We start from the raw sequence: 21,656 nt of genomic DNA, 5'->3' as shown, positions 1-21,656 counted from the left end.
ACTAAATATTTTAATTGTTTTGGCAACAAACACAGCTCAAGAATTCGATTCAGTAATCGCGATTTGTAAATCGCTTTTTTTAAAGAAAACAAAGGACTATGGAACCGCCTGGAGAATCCTCCGGTCATCCTCTATTACAGATCAGATTTTCATTAAGGCACAGCGCATCCGTACGCTGGAAGAAAAGAAAGTCTCGAAAGTAGGAGAGGACATCAGCTCCGAATATATTGGCATCATCAACTATTGCGTCATCGGGATGCTGCAGCTGGAATTGAAAGCCGATGATCCTTATGAAATGGAAGTTGGCCAGGTCGAAGCCCTTTTTGATGAAAAGGTGAACCTGACCAAAGAACTGATGCTGGCCAAAAACCATGATTATGGAGAAGCATGGAGAGACATGCGCACCAGCTCATTAACGGACCTGATCCTGATGAAAATCCTGAGGGTCAAACAAATTGAAGATAATTCTGGCAAAACACTGGCCTCTGAAGGTATCGATGCCAATTATCAGGATATGCTCAATTATGCTGTTTTTGCATTGATTAAACTGAAATTGAAATAATGAAGAAAATTGCCCTGAATTTTGCCCGGATATTTGTTGGAGTGCTGTTTATCTTTTCAGGACTCATTAAAGCCAATGACCCACTGGGTTTTGGATATAAGCTGCAGGAATATTTTGATGAATTCCATAACATCTTTTTAAAGTTTATAGGATCAGATGCAGGGGGAAGCTTTTTCTTAAGCGAGATGGCTACCGGAATTGCGATCCTGCTTTGTGTGCTTGAAATCGTATTGGGTGCCTTGTTACTTTTTGGTTTCTGGAGTAAAAAAGTCACCTGGGGCCTGTTGGGGACAATTATATTTTTCACTTTTCTAACCTTTGTTTCTGCATTTTTCAAAATCGTAACCTCCTGTGGATGTTTCGGTGATGCCATTCCTTTAACGCCATGGCAGTCTTTCTCCAAAGACCTGGTGCTGCTGGTGCTGATTGTATATCTTTTCCTTTATCATAGTTTGATTAAACCCATTACCGATAAACCAGGCTTACAAAAAGGTCTGTTGGCGGGAGTATTGGTATTGTCGACCTTATTTAGTCTCTATACTTATCGCAGGTTACCTATTCTGGATTTTCTGCCTTATAAAGTGGGTGCGAATATTCCTGAACTGATGCGTATTCCTCCGGGAGCACAGCCGGATGAGTTTCAGATCATGTACAATCTGACGAACAAGAAGACCAAAGAGAAAAAGCTGATGAGCGATAAGGAGTACCTGAAAACAGAAATCTGGAAGGATGACAACTGGGAAATTATAGGAACACCAGAAAAAAAACTGATTAAAAAGGGATACGAACCTAAGATCAAAGATTTAAACATCAGTGATGGTTCAGGTACAGACTATACAAAAGAGCTGATAGAAAATCCTTATTACAACCTGATCATCGTTGCCTACAACCTGAAAGATACAGACGAAGAGGGAATGTCTGCCTTAAATGCGATGTCTTTAAATGCAGCGGAACAGTTCAACATCAGGACGGTATTACTCACTTCAAACTCTGCACAGGATGCAGCTGTGTTTAGCAAAAAGATGAAGTTGTTTACAGAGATCTTTTATGCAGATGCGGTGCCTTTAAAGAGTATGGTTAGGGCCAATCCCGGTGTGCTGTTGCTAAAGAACGGGGTGGTCATCAATAAATGGGCATATAATGCCATACCTTCCTTTGAGGAGCTTTCCGAAAAATATTTCAGTAAATAGCCCATGCTGCAGTACGCCATCAAGAAGTTTTTATACGGATTAGCGGTCATGGCCGGGGTGGTAAGTGTGGTGTTTGTACTGTTTAACGTATTACCGGGAGATCCGGCGAGAATGACCATGGGCCAGCGCTCTGATGTGCAATCTCTGGAAGCCGTACGTAAAGAATTTGGTCTGGATAAATCCAGGCCGGTTCAGTTTTTCTTATACCTGAATGACCTTTCTCCTTTGAGCATTCATCCTGACAACAAAGAGAGCCTGGAGAAATACCATTACCTCAGACTGCTTAGAGTCGGGGAAGAAGTAATTGCCCTGAAGTGGCCTTATCTGCGCAGGTCCTATCAGACCAAGAGGGAAGTGACTTCTATTCTAAGAGAAACAGTTCCCAATACCTTTATCCTTGCCTTAACAGCAATGATCTTTGCCACCATCATCGGTGTGTTTCTTGGTGTGCTTTCTGCCGTTCATAAAGATACCTGGATTGATAAAACGGCAAATTCTTTCGCCATCCTCGGGATTTCTGCCCCTTCTTTTTTTGCGGGCATTATTATCGCCTGGTTATTTGGCTTCGTATGGAGCGACTATACCGGATTAAATATGTCGGGTAGTTTATATAGTTATGATCCTTTTAAAGGAGAGATCATGACCTGGAAGAACCTCTGGCTCCCGATGCTTACTTTGGGCTTAAGGCCATTGGCGATTATCGTCCAGCTCACGAGAAGCGCAATGCTGGATGTATTGGCGCAGGATTATATCCGCACCGCCAGGGCGAAGGGTTTGGGAAGAAATGCAATCATCTATAAACATGCGCTAAAAAATGCCTTAAACCCTGTGATTACTGCCATTTCAGGTTGGTTTGCCTCCCTGCTTGCCGGATCTTTCTTTGTAGAATATATTTTTGGTTACAACGGCTTGGGAAGAACAACAGTGACCGCTTTGGAAATGTCAGATTTTCCGGTAGTCATGGGCTCAATTCTTTTTATTGCATTTATATTTGTGCTGATCAATATATTGGTAGACGTATTATATGCCTTTGTTGATCCAAGGGTAAAACTCGCTTAAAAGAATGAAGATATTTCTGATTGGATTTATGGGTTGTGGTAAAAGCACTTTGGGAAGAAAGCTGGCCACTAAACTGGGATATGATTTTATTGACCTCGATCAGCAGATCGAAAAACAAATCGGCATGTCTATCGGCGCATATTTTGCCGCGAATGGAGAGGCTGCATTCAGGGCATTTGAGCGTAAAACCTTGCAGGAATTTAATTATCCTTCCAATTGTGTTGTGGCAACAGGTGGCGGTGCGCCCTGTTATTTCGATAACATGGAATGGATCAATAACAATGGAACTTCAGTTTACATAGAAATGTCTGCCACTGCTTTGGCCAGACGTCTGGAAAATGGAAAAGACAAACGTCCCCTGCTAAAGGATATGAATCCGGAGCAAATGATCCATTTTATTGAACACAAGCTGGAAGAACGTAATCCCTTTTACCTTCAGGCAAGCTTAAAAGTGAATGGGATCAACCTGACACCGGACGACCTCAGGGCATTGCTCCTGTCTGACGTTTAATTGTCTTCTTTTTCAAACTGCTCCTCTATAAACTTGATGTGGGTTTTGCCATGAGCTGCAGGATTGCCATCTTCATCAACATTCACAAATACCATTTTGTCAATGGTCAGGATGCTCTTTCTGGTGATTTTATTTCTCACCTCACAGCGCATGGTCAAGGAAGTATTGCCAAAGTCCGTTGCCGTAATCCCCATTTCAATGATGTCTCCCTGTTTTGCTGAGCTGACAAAGTTAATTTCTGAGATGTATTTCGTTACGACCCTTGGATTGCCCAATTGAACAATGGCATAAATTGCCGCCTCTTCATCGATCCAGCGGAGCAGGCTCCCGCCAAATAAGCTCCCGTTAGGATTTAAGTCTTCTGGTTTTACCCATTTTCTCGTGTGAAAATTCATAGTACTGATTTTGCTCAAAAATAAGCTTTTAGCACCTAGAGAATCTCACAGGGGCGTAATAAAGGAATCGGTTTTATCGTCTCGGTTTCCGCTTCATCTGATGGTCCACAGAAAAAGGACCTGATCCGATTACCCAGAACAATACCAATAGCAGGAGTACGATTAAGGATAACCATAGTTCTGAATTCAGCATCGAAAATCCTCTGGACAGGTTGACAAAAAATACCGCGCATAGAAGAATCGGAATTTGTATCACTACAGCAAACCTGGTCAAAAGCCCCAATGTGATCAGTATTCCTCCTACCAGATGTACAAAACCTACAATATGTATGGCCACACTGGCCATCATTCCCGAAAAACCAAATACATTGTTTTCCAGTAACAGGTCCTGAAGAACGGCGGTATTGCTTACGATAGCGATACCTTTGAAGAAAATAAGTATGCCTAAAACAATGCGGATTACGTCAAGCCATTTGGCATGATGTACATCACCCCAGTGCTCAATTCTCTGAATAACAGTCATGATAAACCTCCTTTTTTAAAAATGCTTATTGAAGTTACCGAGAAAAAATGAGATAATCAATAGTTTATACGGTGAGCTCTTACTATTGCAGTATTATGTTTCTTTTTCTATATTTATGGGGAAATTATTAGTCGCAGGTAAGAAAAAATATAATTGACCATGTCACCACTTACCTGGATTATCTGATTTATCTTTATATCGTAAAAATTCCCGCTCTCAGACTTGTACTATTGAAAAACTCATGGCATTATGCGTTTGTGGCCATGCATTGAAGGAAACGCATCTTAAATAAGATTCAATATCCCCCCCCCTATATTGAATAATCCCTCCTCATGGCGTCTGTTATCAAATGCCATGAGGTTCGTGACTTTTCTTCCTCAATTTTAATGTGGTGAAGATCAGACCAGAGGAGGAGCTCCTCAAAAATAATCTCGCGATCGTCGTTTTATTTCCCTTGAAAAATAATTTTTATTCCTAAATTCCCTCAAAAAACGTCGATTTCTTTGAATTGACGTTGAATAACGCCTCTCCGAAGTAACAAAATGGACCTTTGAAGAATCCCCCTGTTGATATGGCTGAAAAAGTAATTGAAAAACCAATAAAAAACCGTCTGCTGACGGAACGTAGACTTATTGATGCCGTAGGGTCGATCATCAGAACTCAGGGATATACCGGGCTGGGTGTGAATGCGATTGCAAAAGAAGCAAAGGTGAACAAGAAATTGATTTACCGGTATTTTGACAATGTGGAACGCCTGATTGAAACGTATGTGATTGAAAAGGATTACTGGCTGTCATTTAACAATAAGATTCTGAGTCAGATAGATCTTAAAGACAAAAAAAACAGCATTATTGATAACTACGTTTCCATTCTGGAAAAGCAATTTGAATTCTTCTGGAACGAAGATGAGATGCAGAAGATCATTTTATGGGAAATTTCCGAAAGTACAGAATTGCTGGACAGTGTTTCCAAAGTCCGTGAAGAATATGGTAATGCACTCCTGGCTTTGTCTGATCCTTACTTTAAGAACTCTGCTGTGAGTATGCGCGGAGTTTCTGCTTTATTGGTTTGCGGGATCTATTACGTCGTCCTTCATGCCAAGAAAAACGAAAGCACGATTTGTGGCCTGGACATCAATACGGAAGAGGGCAGGGCTGAAATTCAAAAGTCTTTACGGCAAATCATAGAATGGGCTTTTCATGCCGCAAAAACTAAGATTAAACCTAACCGAACTGATCCACCTGATTCTGCAGAATAGCAGAGAATTCTGTTCTTGGCGGCAGGTTCAGGTAAGGATAGGTGACTTTAGATAAATATAATCCCTGTGGATGGGCAGGAGTGATGAGTAGGGGTGTTTCTTTACTGATCAGGTAATGCTCAAATTGGTCTACACTCAACTCTCCTTTTCCTATTTTCAGCAATTGTCCCATGATGATCCGGATCATTTTGCTCAGAAATCGGTTCGAAGAGATCTGGAACCGCAGGCGGTCTCCGGAACGGTCTACTGTCAGGCCCGCTGACATGACATTGCAGATCGTATGTTCGTATTTATCCGGGCTGGTACAAAAAGGGCGGTAGTCCTTATATTGTGGCAGTAAAGCTGCTGCCTGCTGCATTTTATCAATGTGCAGGTCTTTTAAGAGGTAAAAAGCACTCAACCCGTTTAAGAAGGGACTTTTATAGGTATGGATAAAGTAGTCGTAGCAGCGTTGTACAGCGTCAAAGCGGGCGTGTTGCATACCAGTCATAGGAATGATATCAAAAATGGCAATACTTCCGGGTAAGAGCTTATTTAGCCTGAAAACGAGATCGAAGTCCCAGGGCTGTTCAATGTCCATGTGGAAGAAGAACTGGCTGGCATGGACTTGTGCATCTGTTCTGCCGCATCCGTTGATAAAGACCGGAGTTTTCAGCACCTGGGTCAGGGCCTGTTCCAATACCCCCTGAATATTCAGAATCCCGGGTTGTTTTTGCCATCCATTAAAATGAAGGCCATGATAGCCAATATGTACGAAATACCTCAATGTCCTATTTTCTTGCTCTCTTGTTTAATTCATCTACCGGCATGCTCAGCATTCTTCCTACAGGTTGTTTCCCCTTGTAAGTGATCACTCTTAACATTCCGGCATCTTTTGGTACGCTTAATTTCTCGGTATATTTCGGATAGAAACGATCCGGGAAAGAGTTGTCGAAACTATAATAAATGTCCAGTCCCGCTACTTCTGTGCTCAATTCAACCAGGAGCTGACGGTCTGCAGATCTGCTGACTTTAAATATCGGATCATACACACTAGGCGCATATTTGGTTTCTGCGATGTCCAGTCTTTTGAAATGCTGTTCTACTCTTCCGAAGAAATTAGTCCAGTTTTTCTTTTCCCTCGGGGACCATACCGATTCTGCGATCGCCATCCCTCTTGGCCAGGTCATATATTCTGCCTGTCTGATGTTATACACCTGTTCTGTCCATAAATTCGCTTGTCCGCCTTTGATGTATTTAGGATCTACGCCAGCTGGAACCGGGTCGAATTCATAGGATTTACTCAATCGCAATGAAGCGTAAACTTTGGGCTCAGTAATGACATCGGCCTGCATGTAATCCAAGTAGGCATAGGTGGTAGGGCTCATCACCACGTCATGTTTCTTCAGTGCCGCTTCCGTACCATATTTCATTCCCCTCCAGCTCATCACCGCAGCACTAGGAGACATGTTGCCATCCAGAATTTCATCCCAGCCCATGAATTTTTTGCCTTTTGATTCTACGATGCCCTGCACACGTTTCTCAAAATATCCCTGAACCTGGTGCATGTTTTTTAATCCTTCTTTTTGCATCAGGGCCTTTATGGCATCACTTTTCTCCCAGAAGTTGAAAGGGGCTTCATCACCACCCATATGCAGGTATTCAAAAGGAAAAAGTGCAGCTACCTGTGTAATTACGCTGTCTAAAAAGCTATATACTTTTTCATTGGCCGGACAAAGGGTGTTGTCTACCAACGCTGTCGGAGGTGCGCCCCTGGACCAGTCCATAATTCTCTCTCCCGAACGAACGCGGTAGTTTTCTGCTCCCGGTGTACAGGACAATTCCGGATAGGAAGAAATTGCGGCGAGGCTATGTCCGGGAACATCAATTTCCGGCAGGATGTTGACAAACCTTTCCTGTGCATATTGTACGAGTTCTTTGATGTCTTCCTGCGTATAAAAGCCACCATAATTGCGTGGTTCATCGGCTCCAGGTACGCTGAAATTGCCAAATTCCCCGGTTTTTTTAACACTCCATGCGCCAACCTCGGTCAGCTTTGGGAAACCTTTGATCTCTATTCTCCATCCTTCATCATCCGTTAAGTGCAAATGAAGGACGTTGTATTTATAGCGAACCATGGCATTGATGTATTGTTTCACTTCTTCTTTTGTAAAGAAATGACGGGCAACATCAAACATTAAACCTCTCCAGCCTACACGGGGATAGTCGGTAATGCCTACGCAGGGACTTTTCCAGTCCATATCTTCTACCAGTTCTTTGCTTTCTATCTCTTTCGGAAACAACTGAATCAGGCTTTGTGCCCCATAATACAGACCTGCTGCTTTATTTGCTTTGATGACGATATGACTGTTGCTTACAGAAAGCTGATATCCCTCATTTCCTAAAACAGGATTTGCCTTGTCGTTCAATACAAGTTTGATCGTTGGCGTAACACCAGTAGCATTATTGACCACTGAAACGTAACTGCCGGTAGGAATGGACAGTCTTTCCTGTAAAAATGCGAGCACCTGTTTCAGTTCTGGTATTCCGGCCGACTGGATCGTCACATTGGCAGGTAAGACGAAGTGACCTTCGTTTTTAACTACAGAAACGGGTTCAGGGATGATGGCAATTTCGGAGGGGATATTTGTTCCCGAAGCTGCTTCGGCGATATTACCGGATTCAGGAGCGATTGCCTGTGCAAAAGTAAAGGTGCTCATCAGGCAGCAGGATAAAAACAGAAAGAATCTTTTCATAGAACTGGCTAACAGTGTATTTCGAATTTTATAAACGGGCGCAATTTATCAATAAAAAGACAAATAATTTTATTTAAGCGCATCCAGGACCTTGAACAGCTTCCTGCTGATGCCTGATCCTGAATAATTATTGATGTTAATGACGATGATGTATTTGTTGCCGGATTTATCGGTATAATATCCTGCATAGGCAGAAACATCATTGATACTGCCGCTTTTTAGCTTCATGCCGTTGTTTTCCGGAAGTGATTTATAGTAGTCAGGAAACCATTCTTCTTTTTGTGATTGAAAAAGGACACTGGCCATTGCTATTGCCGTTACTCTGGTTGCAGGGGAGAGGCCACTGCCATCCATAATGTTGAGTGCGCCTTTGTCCAGACCTTTGCCTGCCCAGAAGCTGATCTCGGCCTGTGCGCCATTTTTGGTAGTGGGTTGTTTCCCGGATTTCCAGGCAATGGTCCTGAGCAGGTGCTCTCCGTAAAGATTGATGCTCTTTTTGTTAAACCAATAGACCATCTCGCTTAAAGAAGGAGAAGAGATGGTGAGTAACTTCTGGCTAACAGCTGGTAAAGCCTGTTGGTCAACTGCCAGTAGTCTTGCAGTAGTTACCCCTGACTGGGCGTTGATACCGATTCTTTTCAGGGTATCCTGTAAACGGAAAGCCGCATCAAATGCAGGATCAGGAAGAGCTGCGGAAACACCTGATTTGGAAATCCCCAGGGCCCAGGTGCCACGCAGGTAAGCCGTATTGCTGTAAGGCGGAAGGTAAGCGTAAACATTATCTCCGGTTCCTTCAGAACCGGCCTTCAGTTCATTTACGATTTTCAGGTAAGGCATTTCAGGAACCACTTTCAGGAGAGAGACTTCCTTTTCTGCCGATCTGCTGGCTTTAAGATGGATGTCAAACTGATTCTCGCGCCAGCTAAGGGCCGAAGGGCCTGCACCGTAATAATTCCCGATGTCCTGCCAGATCCAGCCGTCGGGTGTACTCTGACTGCCCCAAAGGCTGTCATCACCGATGATCCTGCCTTCTATTTTTTTAATCCCTGCGGTCTGAATGGCTTTCAGCCATTGCTCAAGCACCCGTGCTTCTTTGCTGCTTTCGTACCTCCAGGAGCCCAGGGTAGGATCGCCTCCGCCAATGATCAGCAGGTCGCCTTTTAAAGTCCCCTCCGCAGTAATATTTCCACTGTAGGCCAGTGTGGTCTGGTATTGAAAGTCTTTTCCAAGTAAACTGAATGCTGTAGCGGAAGTAATTGTCTTTAAAGTGGATGCAGTAGCGAGTCCAAGGTTTTCATTCCTTCCGAAAATGGTTTTTCCGGTGTTGGCATCGAGCACACATAAGGCAACAATGCCATACTTTGCCTGCGGGTCTGCAATTAAGGTATTGTAAGCTTGTTCCAGCTTTTGTGCCGGACTTTGACTTTGTGCAGATACATACTGCTGGATCAACAGAAAGAATAACAGGGATAGTTTTTTTGCAGTACTCATCAAAACAGCTTTGTTTAACATGGATATTAACGAAAAAAGTGATGTACAGATTGCCTTGACCAGCTTTCCATACATCACTTTGTGATTTTATTTAAAGATTAAACCAATCCTTTTTTTACTAAGAATTCAGCAATCTGAACGGCATTGGTTGCTGCACCTTTACGCAGGTTATCCGCAACGATCCACATGTTCAGTGAATTCGGCATAGATTCATCACGTCTGATCCTTCCAACAAATACCTCATCTTTTTCATGGGCATCTTTTGGCATTGGGTATTTCAGGTTGGCAATATCGTCTACAACAATAATTCCTTCTGTTTTCTCTAATAATTCTCTGACTTCAGCTACATCAAAATCATTTTCAAATTCAATGTTTACTGATTCTGAGTGACCACCCATTACCGGAATACGTACCGTAGTTGCCGTTAAACGGATACTGTCGTCGCTCATGATTTTGCGGGTCTCATTGATCATTTTCATTTCCTCTTTAGTGTATCCGTTTTCTACGAAAACATCAATCTGAGGAATTACATTTAAGTCGATCGGGTAAGCATAAGCCATTGGCCCGTCTATGCCTTTACGCTCGTTCATCATTTGCTCTACAGCCTTTACTCCGGTACCGGTTACAGACTGATAGGTAGAAACAACAACGCGTTTGATCTTATATTTATCATGTAATGGTTTTAAAGCCACTACCATTTGGATGGTCGAACAGTTTGGGTTTGCAATGATCTTATCATCAATAGATAATTCATGGGCATTTACTTCAGGAACAACAAGTTTCTTTGAAGGATCCATGCGCCATGCAGATGAATTGTCAATCACGGTAGTACCTGCCTCAGCGAAACGTGGTGCATGTTCTAAAGAGGTGCTTCCACCGGCAGAGAATAATGCAATATCAGGTCTCATTGAAATTGCAGTATCCATGCTTACAATCGCGTACTTCTTACCCTTAAAAGTGATTTCCTTACCAACACTTTTTTCGGATGCAACCGGAATTAACTCGGTTAACGGGAAGTTACGCTCTTCTAACACTTTTAACATTACGGTACCTACCAGACCGGTGGCGCCTACAACTGCAATTTTCATTTTTTTAAATGGTTTTTTTAATCGTTTTTATTAATTTATATAGTATTCAGTTTTTATAATAAGTTCTTTATTCTCAATGGTCTGAGCAGGTCTCAGATTTTTCAAATATGGTGATTTTTTTACGCTTTTTGTTCCCCAAGAACTTAAAACTTGCATTTTGATTTGTTTTTATCAGGAGATCTTTGCCGGTTGATGTAAAATGTAAGCCCAAACGCGAATTTCCTGACATAAAAAAAGGGAAGTAGTTTTGTAAACCACTTCCCCTGATATTTTAAGATCTTTATTCTTAAATCAAATCGTGATTTACATGCTCGAAGCTTTTCTTAATGCTGACAAATGGATCCATTGAGAAGTTTTCCTGCTCCACGATCGCATGTTTCAGCCCAGCCTGCTTGGCGTGCTTAAAAATAGACTTAAAGTCGATGCTTCCGCTACCTACTTCGGTATTGATAGAAGGTTTTGCTTTGTCCATATCCTTCACATGCCACATTGGGAAACGTCCAGGATATTTATTGAATAAAGCTACAGGATCATTTCCTGACCTCACTACCCAATATAAGTCCATTTCAAACTTGACAGTGTCTTTATCCGTTTCCTGAAGCATCACTTCGTATCCGGTTCCACCATCATATTTTTTGAATTCAAAATCATGGTTGTGATAAGCAAGCGTTAAGCCTGATTTTTTACAGATTTCAGCAGCTTCGTTTAAACGCGCAGCTACTTTTTTATAATCATCAAGGCTGGACCTCAGGTCTTCGCCTAACCATGGTACGGTCAGGTAAGACATTCCGATTCCTTTTGCACCTTCGATATTGATTTTTAAATCGTCCTGGTTGCCATCTTTAATGAAGGCATCTAAACCAAAATGTCCGCTTGGTGCTTTTAATCCGTTTGCTTTCAGTAGATTTTTGAATGCTTTCGGATCCAGTCCCCAGTAGCCGCCTTTGGCAGAATAGCCATAGGTTTCCACTTCTTTATAGCCTGCTTTGGCCACTTTCTCAATCACTCCTTTAACGTCTTTCCCAATCACATCACGTAAGGTGTACAATTGAAGACCAACTGGTTTTCCTTTTGCTGCTGCAAAAGCCAATGAAGGAAGTACAATAGCACCTGCTGCGGCAATCCCTACATTTTTTATAAATGTTCTTCTTGAATTCATAGCTTTTAATTTATACGTCACAAATATTTACTGCGTCTCTCAGTGATTTGAGCTTATCCTTGTACCGTGGAATAAATTCCTGGGCGAGGTAACCCTTAAAGCCCGTCGCAACGATGGCCTTAATGATTGCCGGATAAAATAACTCCTGAGTCTCGTCTATTTCGTTTCTTCCGGGTACTCCGGCAGTATGGTAATGTGAAATGTACTGGTGGTATTTGTTGATGTTGGCAATCACATTACCCTCATCAATTTGCATGTGGTAAATGTCGTACAACAGTTTAAAGTTCTCTGAGCCTAGTCTTTTAGCCAGTTCAGCACCCCATGCAGTCGTATCACACTGGTAATCTTTATGGTCAACTTTACTGTTTAACAATTCCATCACCAATACCACATTGTGTTTCTCGGCAATGCCGATCACTTGTTTTAATCCTTCCACACAGTTGTTCCATCCGGTTTCGTCATCTTTACCACGACGGTTTCCGCTAAAGCAGATCAGCTGTGTGTATCCGGCTTCTGCAACCTTAGGGATCATCTCTGAATAATTTTTAATCAGGGTAGCGTGAAATTTAGGGTCATTCCAGCCATCAACAAGGTTGATTTCTGCACCATTACACATTGAAGAATACAAACCATGTTTCTTCAGGATATGCCAGTCTGCAGGACCTACCAGGTCGATTGCTTTCAGTCCTATTTTTTTGGCTTCTATACAGAGCGCCTCTAATTCCATTCCGCCGAAACACCATCGGCAAACGGAGTGGTTTACATTTCCTTTCAATGCCGTTGATTTATAGGGTTCCAGTGCAAAGGCAGGTAAGGCTGCGGATACGCCCAATGCGGCAGTTCCGGCAACAATACTTTTCAATGCAGTTCTCCTGCTTAGTTCTTCGCTCATTAGTGGTTCAGTTGGGCTTCCACTTTCTTTTTATCAGTAAAGAAGAGTGCAAACAGTAAGAAAACAACAAATGCGATTCCTGAAGGAATGATCCAGACCATTTTCCAGTCGAAAGAACCATCGGCAAGTTTATAGGTATCGGTAATCCATCCGGCAACTTCAAAACCTACCAGCATTCCTACACCGTAGGTGGCCAGGGTAATTAAGCCTTGTGCAGAGCTTTTGTATTTATCTCCGGCAGCAGAGTTGGTATAGATCTGTCCCGATACAAAGAAGAAGTCATAGCAAATACCGTGAAGGGCAATTCCGAGAATCAGCATGAAGCTCAGGTCACTTGCGTTTCCATAAGCAAACAGCGCATAACGGATTCCCCAGGCCAGCATTCCCACTAAAATGGTTTTCTTAAATCCGAATTTGGTAAAGAATACCGGTAAAAGTAACAGGAAGAGCACTTCGGAAATCTGTCCGATGGTCATTTTTCCGGTAGGGTTTTCCAGACCAACATTGGAAAGGAATGGGTGTGCATTCTGATAATAGAAAGCCAATGGGATACAGATCAGGATCGAAGAGATAAAGAAGATGGCAAAGTTTTTATCCTTTAACAGCTTTAAGGCATCAAGGCCTAAAATCTCCGATATTTTTACCTTTTCTCCGGATGATACTTTTGGAGGTGTTTTTGGCAGGGTAAAACTGAATAATCCCAATGTCAGAGAGGCAATACCAGCCATTAGAAACGTATTTTTCAACATTCCGGCTTTCGCAGCTTCTGCGGTATCCCAATGGAAATAGAAACTGATCAATAAACCTGCAGCAATCCATCCGATTGTTCCCCATACCCGGATGGTAGAGAATTCTTTTTCCGGGTCTTTCATCTGATTGAAAGAAACCGAGTTGACCAGCGCCAGGGTAGGCATAAACAGGATCATATAGCCCAGGACATAAGGGTAAAATACGTTGATGTCTGTGGCATTATACATCTGATACATCAGCACGGCACCTACTAGGTGCAGGACTCCCAGAATCTTCTCCGCATTAAAATAGCGGTCAGCAATCAGTCCAATGATAAAAGGGGCAATGATCGCTCCCCAGGATTGGGTAGAGAACACTGATGCACTCTGGCCTCCCGTTGCACTGAGGTTATTCCCCAGGAAGGTGCCCAGTGTAACAAACCATGCGCCCCAGATAAAGAATTCCAGGAACATCATGGCTGACAATTTGATGCGGTTGTTTAGGTTCATTTTTGGTTAGTTATATCTCGTTTTTTTATCAATTATAGTTCTTTAATCATAATATTGCGGTACCAAACCTCATTACCATGATCCTGAAGGGCAATCTTTCCTGACTTGAAAGTTCCAAAACCTTCCCATCCGGCAAATTTGCTTCCTGCAATCAAGGCTTTAAACTGATCGTCCCACAAGGTGGTGCTCACGATTTTAACGCCATTTAATTTAAGTTCCAGTTTGCCGTTTTTGCTGATGATCTCTGCTGTGTTCCATTCTCCGACAGGTTTTACCGGCTCTGAACTGCTTTTAATCAGGTCATAAAGGTCTCCTGCACGGTGTTTGGTAATCTTTCCATCCGGATGTCCATCATTGTCCAATACCTGCATCTCTAAACCTGTAACGTAAGTATTGGAATATTTAGCCTTATCTTCATTAACATAGAAAATGATTCCGCTATTTGCTTTTGGCGCTACTTTCCAGTCGATTTTAAGGTGGAAATTGCTGTATTCCTTGTCGGTTACCAGATCTCCGCCACCTTCTCTTCCTGATTTAGGAACGAAATGAAGCGTACCATCTTCTACCTGCCATTTACTGCCTGCTGTAGTCTGGCCATACGTATGCCATCCGGCGGTAGATTTACCGTCGAACAGTTTTGTAAATCCTTTTTTGCCAGATTGTGCTGTTGCAGATCCGATGACCGCAGTTAAGAACATGGCTGAGAAAATATATTGTTTCATCTATTTATTTTTTGGTTTTAATTGTCAGATGAAGCCTTTGGTACCGGCTTCATCTTCTTATTTTTTAGCTGAAATGAGGATTACCAACCTTTACGGTATTCGCGTTGTACATATTGGTTTACCGCATCGAAATTGGTGACTCTCATTTTGTCATTGTCCCAAAGTAATTTGATGTTTCTGCCAGGGAAACTTGCCCTGCCTTTATCATTTTTCAATTGGATATCAGTTGCTCTGATCGCAAGATTGGCCATCAATAAGGCTTCCGTTAGCGGACCTGCAATCTCAAAAGGAGAACTTAGTTCTTTCTTACCGTAGCCGGCAATACAAGCTTCCACCCATTGTGCATAATGTCCTTCTGCGCCACCTTTAACCCTTGCCAGACTTTCAGGAACCCTGATGTCTTTATTTTTGCTCAACGGCAATAACCTTGGGTCTGCGCTATAGGTACTGGCCATCATTTTTCCTTTGGTACCAATAAATAGGGTTCCGTTTCCACCATCACCAAACACTTCGTTTGCTTCCAGTTCTTCCGGTCTTTCCGGCTGAATACCGCCGTCCATCCAGTGAACAACTACATCACCCTTGGTTTTATTCGTTTTCGGGAACTTTAGGGTCACGTGGCTTGATGGCGGGCAACTGTCAGGGAAATAACCCCTTTTGAATTCATCTACATATACAGAACCAACGCTGGCCTGAACTTCTGAAGCATATTTCAGGTTCAGCATGCTGAACGGAGCCTCTAACAAGTGGCATCCCATATCGCCCAATGCGCCTGTTCCATAATCCCACCAGCCTCTCCAGTTAAATGGAACCAGTTTTTCCACATAATCTTTATAAGGGGCAGTACCCAACCATAAATTCCAGTCCAGGTCACTTGGTACCTGCGCTTTGTTGGTCGACCATGGTACGCCCTGAGGCCATACCGGTCTGTCTGTCCAGGCATATACCGTATGTACATCACCAATTAAACCTGCATCATACCATTCCTTCATTTGCCTTGGTCCATCATTGGATGCACCCTGGTTTCCCATTTGGGTCACTACTTTATATTTTGAAGCTGCTGCGGTTAATGCACGGGCTTCATAAATGTCGTGGGTTAATGGTTTTTGAACGTATACATGTTTTCCCAGCTGCATAGCCGCTAAAGCCTGTATGGCATGGCTATGATCCGGAGTAGAAACCGACACTGCATCGAAGTTCTTGGATTCTTTGTCGAACAGCTCACGGTAATCTCTGTAGTACTTTGCTTTCGGGAATGCCTTTACGCTGGCAGCAGCCCTGGAGTCATGTACATCGCAAAGGAATCCGATTTCGGCCTTGCCACTTTTATAAAAATTAGCAATATCCGACTGTCCTTTACCACCGGCGCCAATCCCTGCAATAATCAGGCGGTCGCTTGGTGCGGTAAATCCTCTTCCGCCTAAAACATGACGGGGAACAATCATAAATGCAGTTGCTGCTACAGCAGCAGTCTTAAGGAAACTCCGTCTCGACGTAGCGTCCTGGTTCTTGTTGGTTTCTTCCATGGTTTACAGTTGGTTCTGTGGTTTATTGGTTGGTTCTGTGGTTCAGGGTTATTTTTTCAATGATAGAATATATCTTACCATTTCTTTGGCATCGTCCTTAGAAAGGCTGGCATGTGGCGTCATTGGAACTTCTCCCCAAACACCTTTACCACCGGCAATGATCTTTCCTGCCAATAATTCAATGGTTTCATCATTCAAGCTGTATTTGGCGGCAATCTCTTCATAGGTTGGGCCAATTACTTTGGTTACTTTATTGTGGCATCCGATACAGTCTGCAGTCGCAATCAGTCTTTCTCCAGGGTGTTTCTCTGTGGAGGCAGTGCTTGCAGCAGGTGTACTTTCAGTTGTTGAGGCGGTGTTTGTTGCATTTGATTCCGGGCTTCCGCAAGAAGCTAAAGCAAGAATAAAGCAGGCTAGGATAAATAGTGTGTGTTTCATTTTGTGTTGTATTAATATTATAGACCTAAAATTTTATTGTTGAAATCATCATTTCCACCGGAAGCGGCAAAGTCATCAAAAGCCCTGTCCGTTACCTTAATGATGTGTTTACTGATCAATTCAGCGCCTTCTTTTGCCCCAACCTGAGCATCTTTAATCGGGCATTCCCACTCCATTACAGCCCAGCCCTGATAATCGTATTGGGCCAATTTACTGAAAATGGTTTTAAAATCCACCTGACCATCACCTGGCGAGCGGTATCTTCCTGCGCGGTTTGCCCAGCTTTGGTATCCACCAAAAGTTCCTTGTTTTCCGGTAGGGTTGAACTCAGAATCTTTTACGTGGAAAGCTTTGATGCGTTCATGGTAGAAATCGATATACTGAATGTAATCCAGTTGCTGTAAAACAAAGTGTGATGGATCGTATAACAGACAGGCACGGGGATGGTTGTTTACTTTTTCCAGGAACATCTCGTAAGTGATGCCATCGAACAGATCTTCACCAGGGTGAATCTCATAACATACATCCACACCGCAGTTGTCAAATTCATTTAAAATAGGGGTCCATCTTTTGGCAAGTTCTGTAAAGGCAGCATCGACCAAACCTTCCGGGCGTTGTGGCCAGGGGTGGAACATATGCCAAAGCAGGGAGCCACTAAAAGTAGCATGGGCATTTAATCCCAGGTTTTGCGAAGCTTTCGCTGCATATTTTAATTGCTGAACCGCCCATTTGGTCCGTTCAGCAGGGTTGTTTTTATATTGATCAGGAGCAAATGCATCAAAAGCAAGATCATAGGCCGGGTTTACAGCAACCAGTTGTCCCTGAAGGTGGGTGGAAAGTTCTGTAATCTCTAATCCATGTGCCTGTACCTTACCTTTTAACTCATCTGCATAGGTTTTACTTTCTGCCGCCTTTTGAAGGTCGATAAAACGGGAATCAAGTGTAGGCATCTGAATGCCTTTAAAACCTAATCCTGCCGCCCATTCACAAATGGCATCCAGTGAATTGAAAGGGGCTTCATCTCCAATGAACTGGGCAAGAAAAACTCCGGGTCCTTTAATTGTTGTCATGATGTTTATATGTTAAAATCAAACCACTTTTGATCAGAGGCTGAGGAAGCCACCACATTTTCAATAAATGCCATTCCTCTTACGCCATCTTCTACTTTAGGGAAGTCGAGCATCGCAGCTGTTGGTTCTTCACCTTTTTGGATCGCTCCTAATGTTAACGCAAAGTTTCTGTAAATATTTGCAAAAGCCTCCAGGTAACCTTCCGGATGTCCTCCCGGAACACGGGTATTGTGTTTGGCAATGTCAGACAGGTAAGGTTGTCCGGCGCGGTAAATCTGTGCCGGCTGATCCAGCCATTTTACGATTAAAGTATTCGGTTCCATCTGGTGCCATTCCAGGCCTCCTTTTTCTCCATAGATTTTAATTTTCAGTGCATTTTCTTCTCCCGCAGCAATTTGCGAAGCGATCAGCACACCGTTGGCACCATTGTCGAATTTTAATAAGACGTTTCCATCATCATCTAATCCACGACCAGGAACTACGATATTTAAATCTGCACAAAGTTTGGTGATCTTTAATCCGGAGATGTATTCTGCCAGTTGGGCAGCATGTGTGCCGATATCTCCCATACAGCCGCTTTTGCCGCTTTTCTTTGGGTCTGTGCGCCATGCAGCACCGGAATTGCCTTCTTTTTCAGTCAGCGTACTCAACCATCCCTGTGGATATTCGACCATTATTTTTCTAATGGCACCGAACTTTCCTTCTTTCACCATTTCCCTGGCCTGTTTCACCATTGGGTAACCGGAATAAGTATGGGTAAGGCAAAGCACCAGTCCTGTTTCTTCAACTTTTTGTTGCAGTTGTTTTGCTTCATCCAGAGATAAGGCAATAGGTTTCTCGATTACGACATTAAAGCCATGGTCAAGCGCCATCATTGCAGGTGCAAAGTGAGCGAAATTAGGGGTCACGATGGTGACGAAATCTATGCGTTTATCTGCGGGCAGCTGACTTTCTTTTTCGATCAGCTCCTGATAGTTTTCGTAGATTCTGTCGTCGTCCAGGAAAAGTTCTTTTCCGGATTGCCTGCCTACTTCAGGATTTACACTTAAAGCGCCACAGCAAAACTCAACCTGACCATCCATATTTGCTGCAATGCGGTGAACGGCGCCGATAAATGCGTCTTTACCTCCACCGATCATGCCCATTCTCATCTTTCTGTTGTTCATCAGAATAATTTATTATTTGTTGTTTTTATGATATCTAAACCGACTTAGCAGGGCTTAAATATAAAACCTGCATGCCAGTTTTACAAGCATGCAGGTTTAATTTTAAAGGTTTCCTTTTTTAAGTTCATTAACTGCAAAATCACATGCCCTTGCGGTCAGTGCCATATAGGTTAATGATGGATTCTGACAAGCAGCAGAAGGCATACATGAACCGTCGGTTACGAATACATTTTTCACTTCATGCATCTGGTTGAATTTATTCAGCACAGACGTTTTAGGATCATGTCCCATACGTGCGGTACCCATTTCATGGATCGCCATTCCCGGAGTTGAACCATTATCATAGGTATGTACATCCTTGATTCCTGCGGCTTCCAGCATTTCGGCAGCATCGTTCATCATGTCTACGCGCATTTTTTGCTCGTTGTCTTTGAATTCACAATCAATTGCCAGAACAGGTTGTCCCCATTTATCTTTTTTGCTTTTATCGATGTAAACACGGTTTTCATGGTATGGAAGCGATTCTCCGAAACCACCCAAGCCCATGTTCCATGCACCCGGAACGGTCATCTGGTCTTTGAAATCACCACCAAAAGCAAGTTCTGCTACATCGGCATGCCAGTTTCCGCGACCTGCACCACCCTGGTATCCAAAGCCCCTTACATAGTCACGTTTGTCGTTGCCAATGTTTCTGTATCTCGGAATATAGATTCCGTTTGCCCTTCTTCCGAAAGTGTATTTATCGTCAAAACCTTCTGCTCTTCCTGAAGCACCGCAACGGAAGTGGTGGTCCATCAGGTTATGACCCAATTCGCCGCTTCCATTACCTAATCCGTTAGGGAAGATGTCTGAAGTAGAGTTTAGCAATAAGAAAGTAGAGCCTAAAGTTGATCCGTTAACGAATACAATTTTTGCATAATACTCAATCGTCTCCTTAGTTTCGGAATCGATTACGACTACTCCTTTTGCTTTTTGTGTTTCTTTATCGTAGATGATGGTATTTACCAGGGAAAAAGGACGAAGGGTTAAATTCCCTGTGGCCACTGCTGCCGGAAGGGTAGAGGACTGGGTGCTGAAATAAGCGCCAAAAGGACATCCCCTGCTGCACAGGTTACGGTATTGGCATTTACCCCTTCCGCCATGTTCCACCGTTAAATTTGCCGTACGGCCGATGGTCATGATCCTGGATTTTTTCCATTTGTCTTCAATTCTTTTCTTCACATCTTTTTCCACACAGTTCATTTCCATTGGTGGAAGGAATTGTCCGTCAGGGAAGTGAGGGTAGTTTTCTGCCTGTCCGCTGATACCTGCAAATTTCTCTACATAGTCGTACCATGGCGCAATGTCTTTATACCTGATCGGCCAGTCTACACCGTGTCCGTCTTTTGCATTGTCTTCGAAATTCAGGTCACTCAAGCGGTAACTCTGACGGCCCCACATCAATGATTTACCACCTACATGGAAACCGCGGTACCAGTCAAAACGTTTCACTTCTGTATAAGGACAGTCGTGGTCATTTACCCAGAAGCTTTCATTGTATTCCTGATAAGGATAATCTCTGATCTGAACCGGATGTGACTCTTTTTGCGCTTCCGTTAACCTTCCGCGGTGTTCAAATTCCCATGGCTTTTTCATTGCCGTGGTGTAGTCTTTTATGTGTTCAACGTTTCTTCCTCTTTCCAGAAGTAAAACTTTCAAACCTTTTTCTGTTAATTCTTTTGCAGCCCAGCCACCACTAATTCCTGATCCTACAACAATCGCATCATAGGTATTCTGCGCCGTTGCCTTTGTATTTAAATTGCTCATTGTCTAAATTTTATAAAAGATTTATGCCCAAACTTTTTGACCTGGTTTTAAGTCCACACAGCCGTCATAACGGCCAGGGATTTCTACATAGGCCAAGGCCTTGGTAGCACCGATCTCTGAGGTGAAATAACCCAATAAGGTTAAATCCCTGATAATTGCAAAGAACTGAGGGGCCGTTTTAGGCTTATCCTTAGGGGTCATTGCATTTCCGGGAGCTTCTTTTTCAGACTTTTTCTGAGTAACGTTTTCCTGTTGTTTTTCTAGTGCATCTTTTTCCACCTTGCTTGCTGCAATGGTTGCTTCACGAACTTTGTTTAAAAGTTCCTGACGCTGTGCTACAGAAATTTCCAGGAATGATTTTTTAAAGGTGTCTTTTGATTGTTTTTCCAGATCTTCAAGACCCTTGGTAAATGCTTTTTGAGCATCTGAAGGGTAGCAATCTTTGACCATCATGGCGATAAATGGTCCTACTCCAGCTTCTTTAGCCCCAGGTGTGCTTGTGGTAGGGATAATGATGTCAGCTACTTCGGTAATTAGTTTTTCCTGATCTGCGGAAAATAAACTACCGGCAGTTGATGTGGATGGTGAATTGCAACTCTCTAAAAATACTCCGATCGTAGTTGCGGATAATGCTGCCCCCATTAAAAAGGCAACACTCTTCACTGCTTCTCTTCTGTCCATATTAGGCGGTTTAGGTGTTTATATGTGGTTATAAGTGTGTTTTGTTTTGTAATAATAAGCAAAAATTAACAGTTAGTGTTATAAATACACAGTATTTATAAATATATAATGTTTTTGTTACTTAATCAATTTCCTGTGCTATTCTT

21 protein-coding genes are annotated in these 21,656 nt (G+C 42.9%); 5 read left to right on the top strand and 16 right to left on the bottom strand.

The window, feature by feature from the left end:
• Window positions 1–19 precede the first annotated feature (19 nt).
• Genes DBR43_RS22665 through DBR43_RS22650 form a run of 4 tightly spaced genes read left to right on the top strand, consistent with a single transcriptional unit; the run spans window position 20 to window position 3,322 of the window.
• Window positions 20–562, top strand: a complete 543-nt coding sequence (locus DBR43_RS22665; protein ID WP_124585135.1) for a DUF1599 domain-containing protein — start codon at window positions 20–22, stop codon at window positions 560–562.
• The gene (locus DBR43_RS22660; protein ID WP_124585134.1) at window positions 562–1,752 is read left to right on the top strand and encodes a BT_3928 family protein; all 1,191 of its coding nucleotides are present in this window, start codon (window positions 562–564) and stop codon (window positions 1,750–1,752) included. The genes DBR43_RS22665 and DBR43_RS22660 overlap by 1 nt, the downstream gene beginning before the upstream one ends.
• Window positions 1,753–1,755: 3 nt before the next feature.
• A complete protein-coding gene (locus DBR43_RS22655; RefSeq protein WP_124585132.1) occupies window positions 1,756–2,811 on the top strand; it encodes an ABC transporter permease in 1,056 nt (351 codons plus the stop codon).
• Window positions 2,812–2,815: 4 nt separating this feature from the next.
• Complete coding sequence (locus DBR43_RS22650) at window positions 2,816–3,322, top strand: shikimate kinase (protein ID WP_124585130.1); 507 nt, start codon at window positions 2,816–2,818, stop codon at window positions 3,320–3,322.
• Here DBR43_RS22650 and DBR43_RS22645 read toward each other — a convergent pair.
• A complete protein-coding gene (locus DBR43_RS22645; protein WP_124585128.1) occupies window positions 3,319–3,717 on the bottom strand; it encodes an acyl-CoA thioesterase in 399 nt (132 codons plus the stop codon). The two genes, DBR43_RS22650 and DBR43_RS22645, sit on opposite strands and share 4 nt — an antisense overlap.
• A 73-nt stretch (window positions 3,718–3,790) precedes the next feature.
• Complete coding sequence (locus DBR43_RS22640) at window positions 3,791–4,240, bottom strand: DoxX family protein (RefSeq protein ID WP_124585126.1); 450 nt, start codon at window positions 4,238–4,240, stop codon at window positions 3,791–3,793.
• Window positions 4,241–4,811: 571 nt separating this feature from the next.
• Here DBR43_RS22640 and DBR43_RS22635 point away from each other — a divergent pair.
• On the top strand, window positions 4,812–5,498 hold the full coding sequence (locus DBR43_RS22635) for a TetR/AcrR family transcriptional regulator (RefSeq protein WP_124585124.1): 687 nt from the start codon (window positions 4,812–4,814) through the stop codon (window positions 5,496–5,498).
• Here the strand turns inward: DBR43_RS22635 and DBR43_RS22630 are convergent.
• The 14 genes from DBR43_RS22630 to DBR43_RS22565 all read right to left on the bottom strand — a co-directional run bounded on the left by DBR43_RS22630 (window position 5,464) and on the right by DBR43_RS22565 (window position 21,510).
• On the bottom strand, window positions 5,464–6,264 hold the full coding sequence (locus DBR43_RS22630) for a tRNA pseudouridine synthase A (protein ID WP_124585122.1): 801 nt from the start codon (window positions 6,262–6,264) through the stop codon (window positions 5,464–5,466). The genes DBR43_RS22635 and DBR43_RS22630 overlap by 35 nt on opposite strands.
• Window positions 6,265–6,268: 4 nt before the next feature.
• Window positions 6,269–8,233, bottom strand: a complete 1,965-nt coding sequence (locus DBR43_RS22625) for a beta-N-acetylhexosaminidase (protein ID WP_124585120.1) — start codon at window positions 8,231–8,233, stop codon at window positions 6,269–6,271.
• 69 nt (window positions 8,234–8,302) lie between these two features.
• Window positions 8,303–9,724, bottom strand: a complete 1,422-nt coding sequence (dacB, locus tag DBR43_RS22620; protein ID WP_124585118.1) for a D-alanyl-D-alanine carboxypeptidase/D-alanyl-D-alanine-endopeptidase — start codon at window positions 9,722–9,724, stop codon at window positions 8,303–8,305.
• Between the two features lie 98 nt (window positions 9,725–9,822).
• The gene (locus DBR43_RS22615; RefSeq protein ID WP_124585116.1) at window positions 9,823–10,812 is read right to left on the bottom strand and encodes an aspartate-semialdehyde dehydrogenase; all 990 of its coding nucleotides are present in this window, start codon (window positions 10,810–10,812) and stop codon (window positions 9,823–9,825) included.
• A gap of 286 nt (window positions 10,813–11,098) precedes the next feature.
• Window positions 11,099–11,971, bottom strand: a complete 873-nt coding sequence (locus DBR43_RS22610; RefSeq protein WP_124585114.1) for a sugar phosphate isomerase/epimerase family protein — start codon at window positions 11,969–11,971, stop codon at window positions 11,099–11,101.
• A 10-nt stretch (window positions 11,972–11,981) separates the two neighbouring features.
• Complete coding sequence (locus DBR43_RS22605; protein ID WP_124585112.1) at window positions 11,982–12,863, bottom strand: hydroxypyruvate isomerase family protein; 882 nt, start codon at window positions 12,861–12,863, stop codon at window positions 11,982–11,984.
• Window positions 12,863–14,101 (bottom strand): nucleoside permease, encoded by a 1,239-nt coding sequence (locus DBR43_RS22600; protein WP_124585110.1) that lies wholly within the window; start codon window positions 14,099–14,101, stop codon window positions 12,863–12,865. Before DBR43_RS22600 ends, DBR43_RS22605 begins: the two co-directional genes overlap by 1 nt.
• 32 nt (window positions 14,102–14,133) lie before the next feature.
• Window positions 14,134–14,823 (bottom strand): DUF1080 domain-containing protein, encoded by a 690-nt coding sequence (locus tag DBR43_RS22595; protein WP_124585108.1) that lies wholly within the window; start codon window positions 14,821–14,823, stop codon window positions 14,134–14,136.
• A gap of 80 nt (window positions 14,824–14,903) precedes the next feature.
• Window positions 14,904–16,349 (bottom strand): Gfo/Idh/MocA family protein, encoded by a 1,446-nt coding sequence (locus DBR43_RS22590; protein ID WP_124585106.1) that lies wholly within the window; start codon window positions 16,347–16,349, stop codon window positions 14,904–14,906.
• A 48-nt stretch (window positions 16,350–16,397) separates the two neighbouring features.
• Window positions 16,398–16,787, bottom strand: coding sequence for a c-type cytochrome (locus DBR43_RS22585; protein ID WP_124585104.1), 390 nt, complete (start codon window positions 16,785–16,787; stop codon window positions 16,398–16,400).
• A 17-nt stretch (window positions 16,788–16,804) separates the two neighbouring features.
• Window positions 16,805–17,857, bottom strand: coding sequence for a sugar phosphate isomerase/epimerase family protein (locus tag DBR43_RS22580; RefSeq protein WP_124585103.1), 1,053 nt, complete (start codon window positions 17,855–17,857; stop codon window positions 16,805–16,807).
• Window positions 17,858–17,862: 5 nt separating this feature from the next.
• Complete coding sequence (locus DBR43_RS22575) at window positions 17,863–19,023, bottom strand: Gfo/Idh/MocA family protein (protein ID WP_124585101.1); 1,161 nt, start codon at window positions 19,021–19,023, stop codon at window positions 17,863–17,865.
• Window positions 19,024–19,125: 102 nt separating this feature from the next.
• Window positions 19,126–20,829 carry a GMC oxidoreductase gene (locus DBR43_RS22570; protein WP_124585100.1) on the bottom strand — a complete coding sequence of 568 codons (1,704 nt, stop codon included), beginning with the start codon at window positions 20,827–20,829 and terminating at the stop codon, window positions 19,126–19,128.
• A gap of 21 nt (window positions 20,830–20,850) precedes the next feature.
• Complete coding sequence (locus tag DBR43_RS22565; protein ID WP_124585098.1) at window positions 20,851–21,510, bottom strand: gluconate 2-dehydrogenase subunit 3 family protein; 660 nt, start codon at window positions 21,508–21,510, stop codon at window positions 20,851–20,853.
• Window positions 21,511–21,656: the final 146 nt, after the last annotated feature.

This window comes from Pedobacter sp. KBW06 (assembly GCF_003852525.1).
In the GTDB taxonomy this organism is placed as follows: domain Bacteria; phylum Bacteroidota; class Bacteroidia; order Sphingobacteriales; family Sphingobacteriaceae; genus Pedobacter.
Note: the sequence above shows the minus strand (reverse complement) of the source record. Positions and strands in the feature narration are given on the sequence as shown.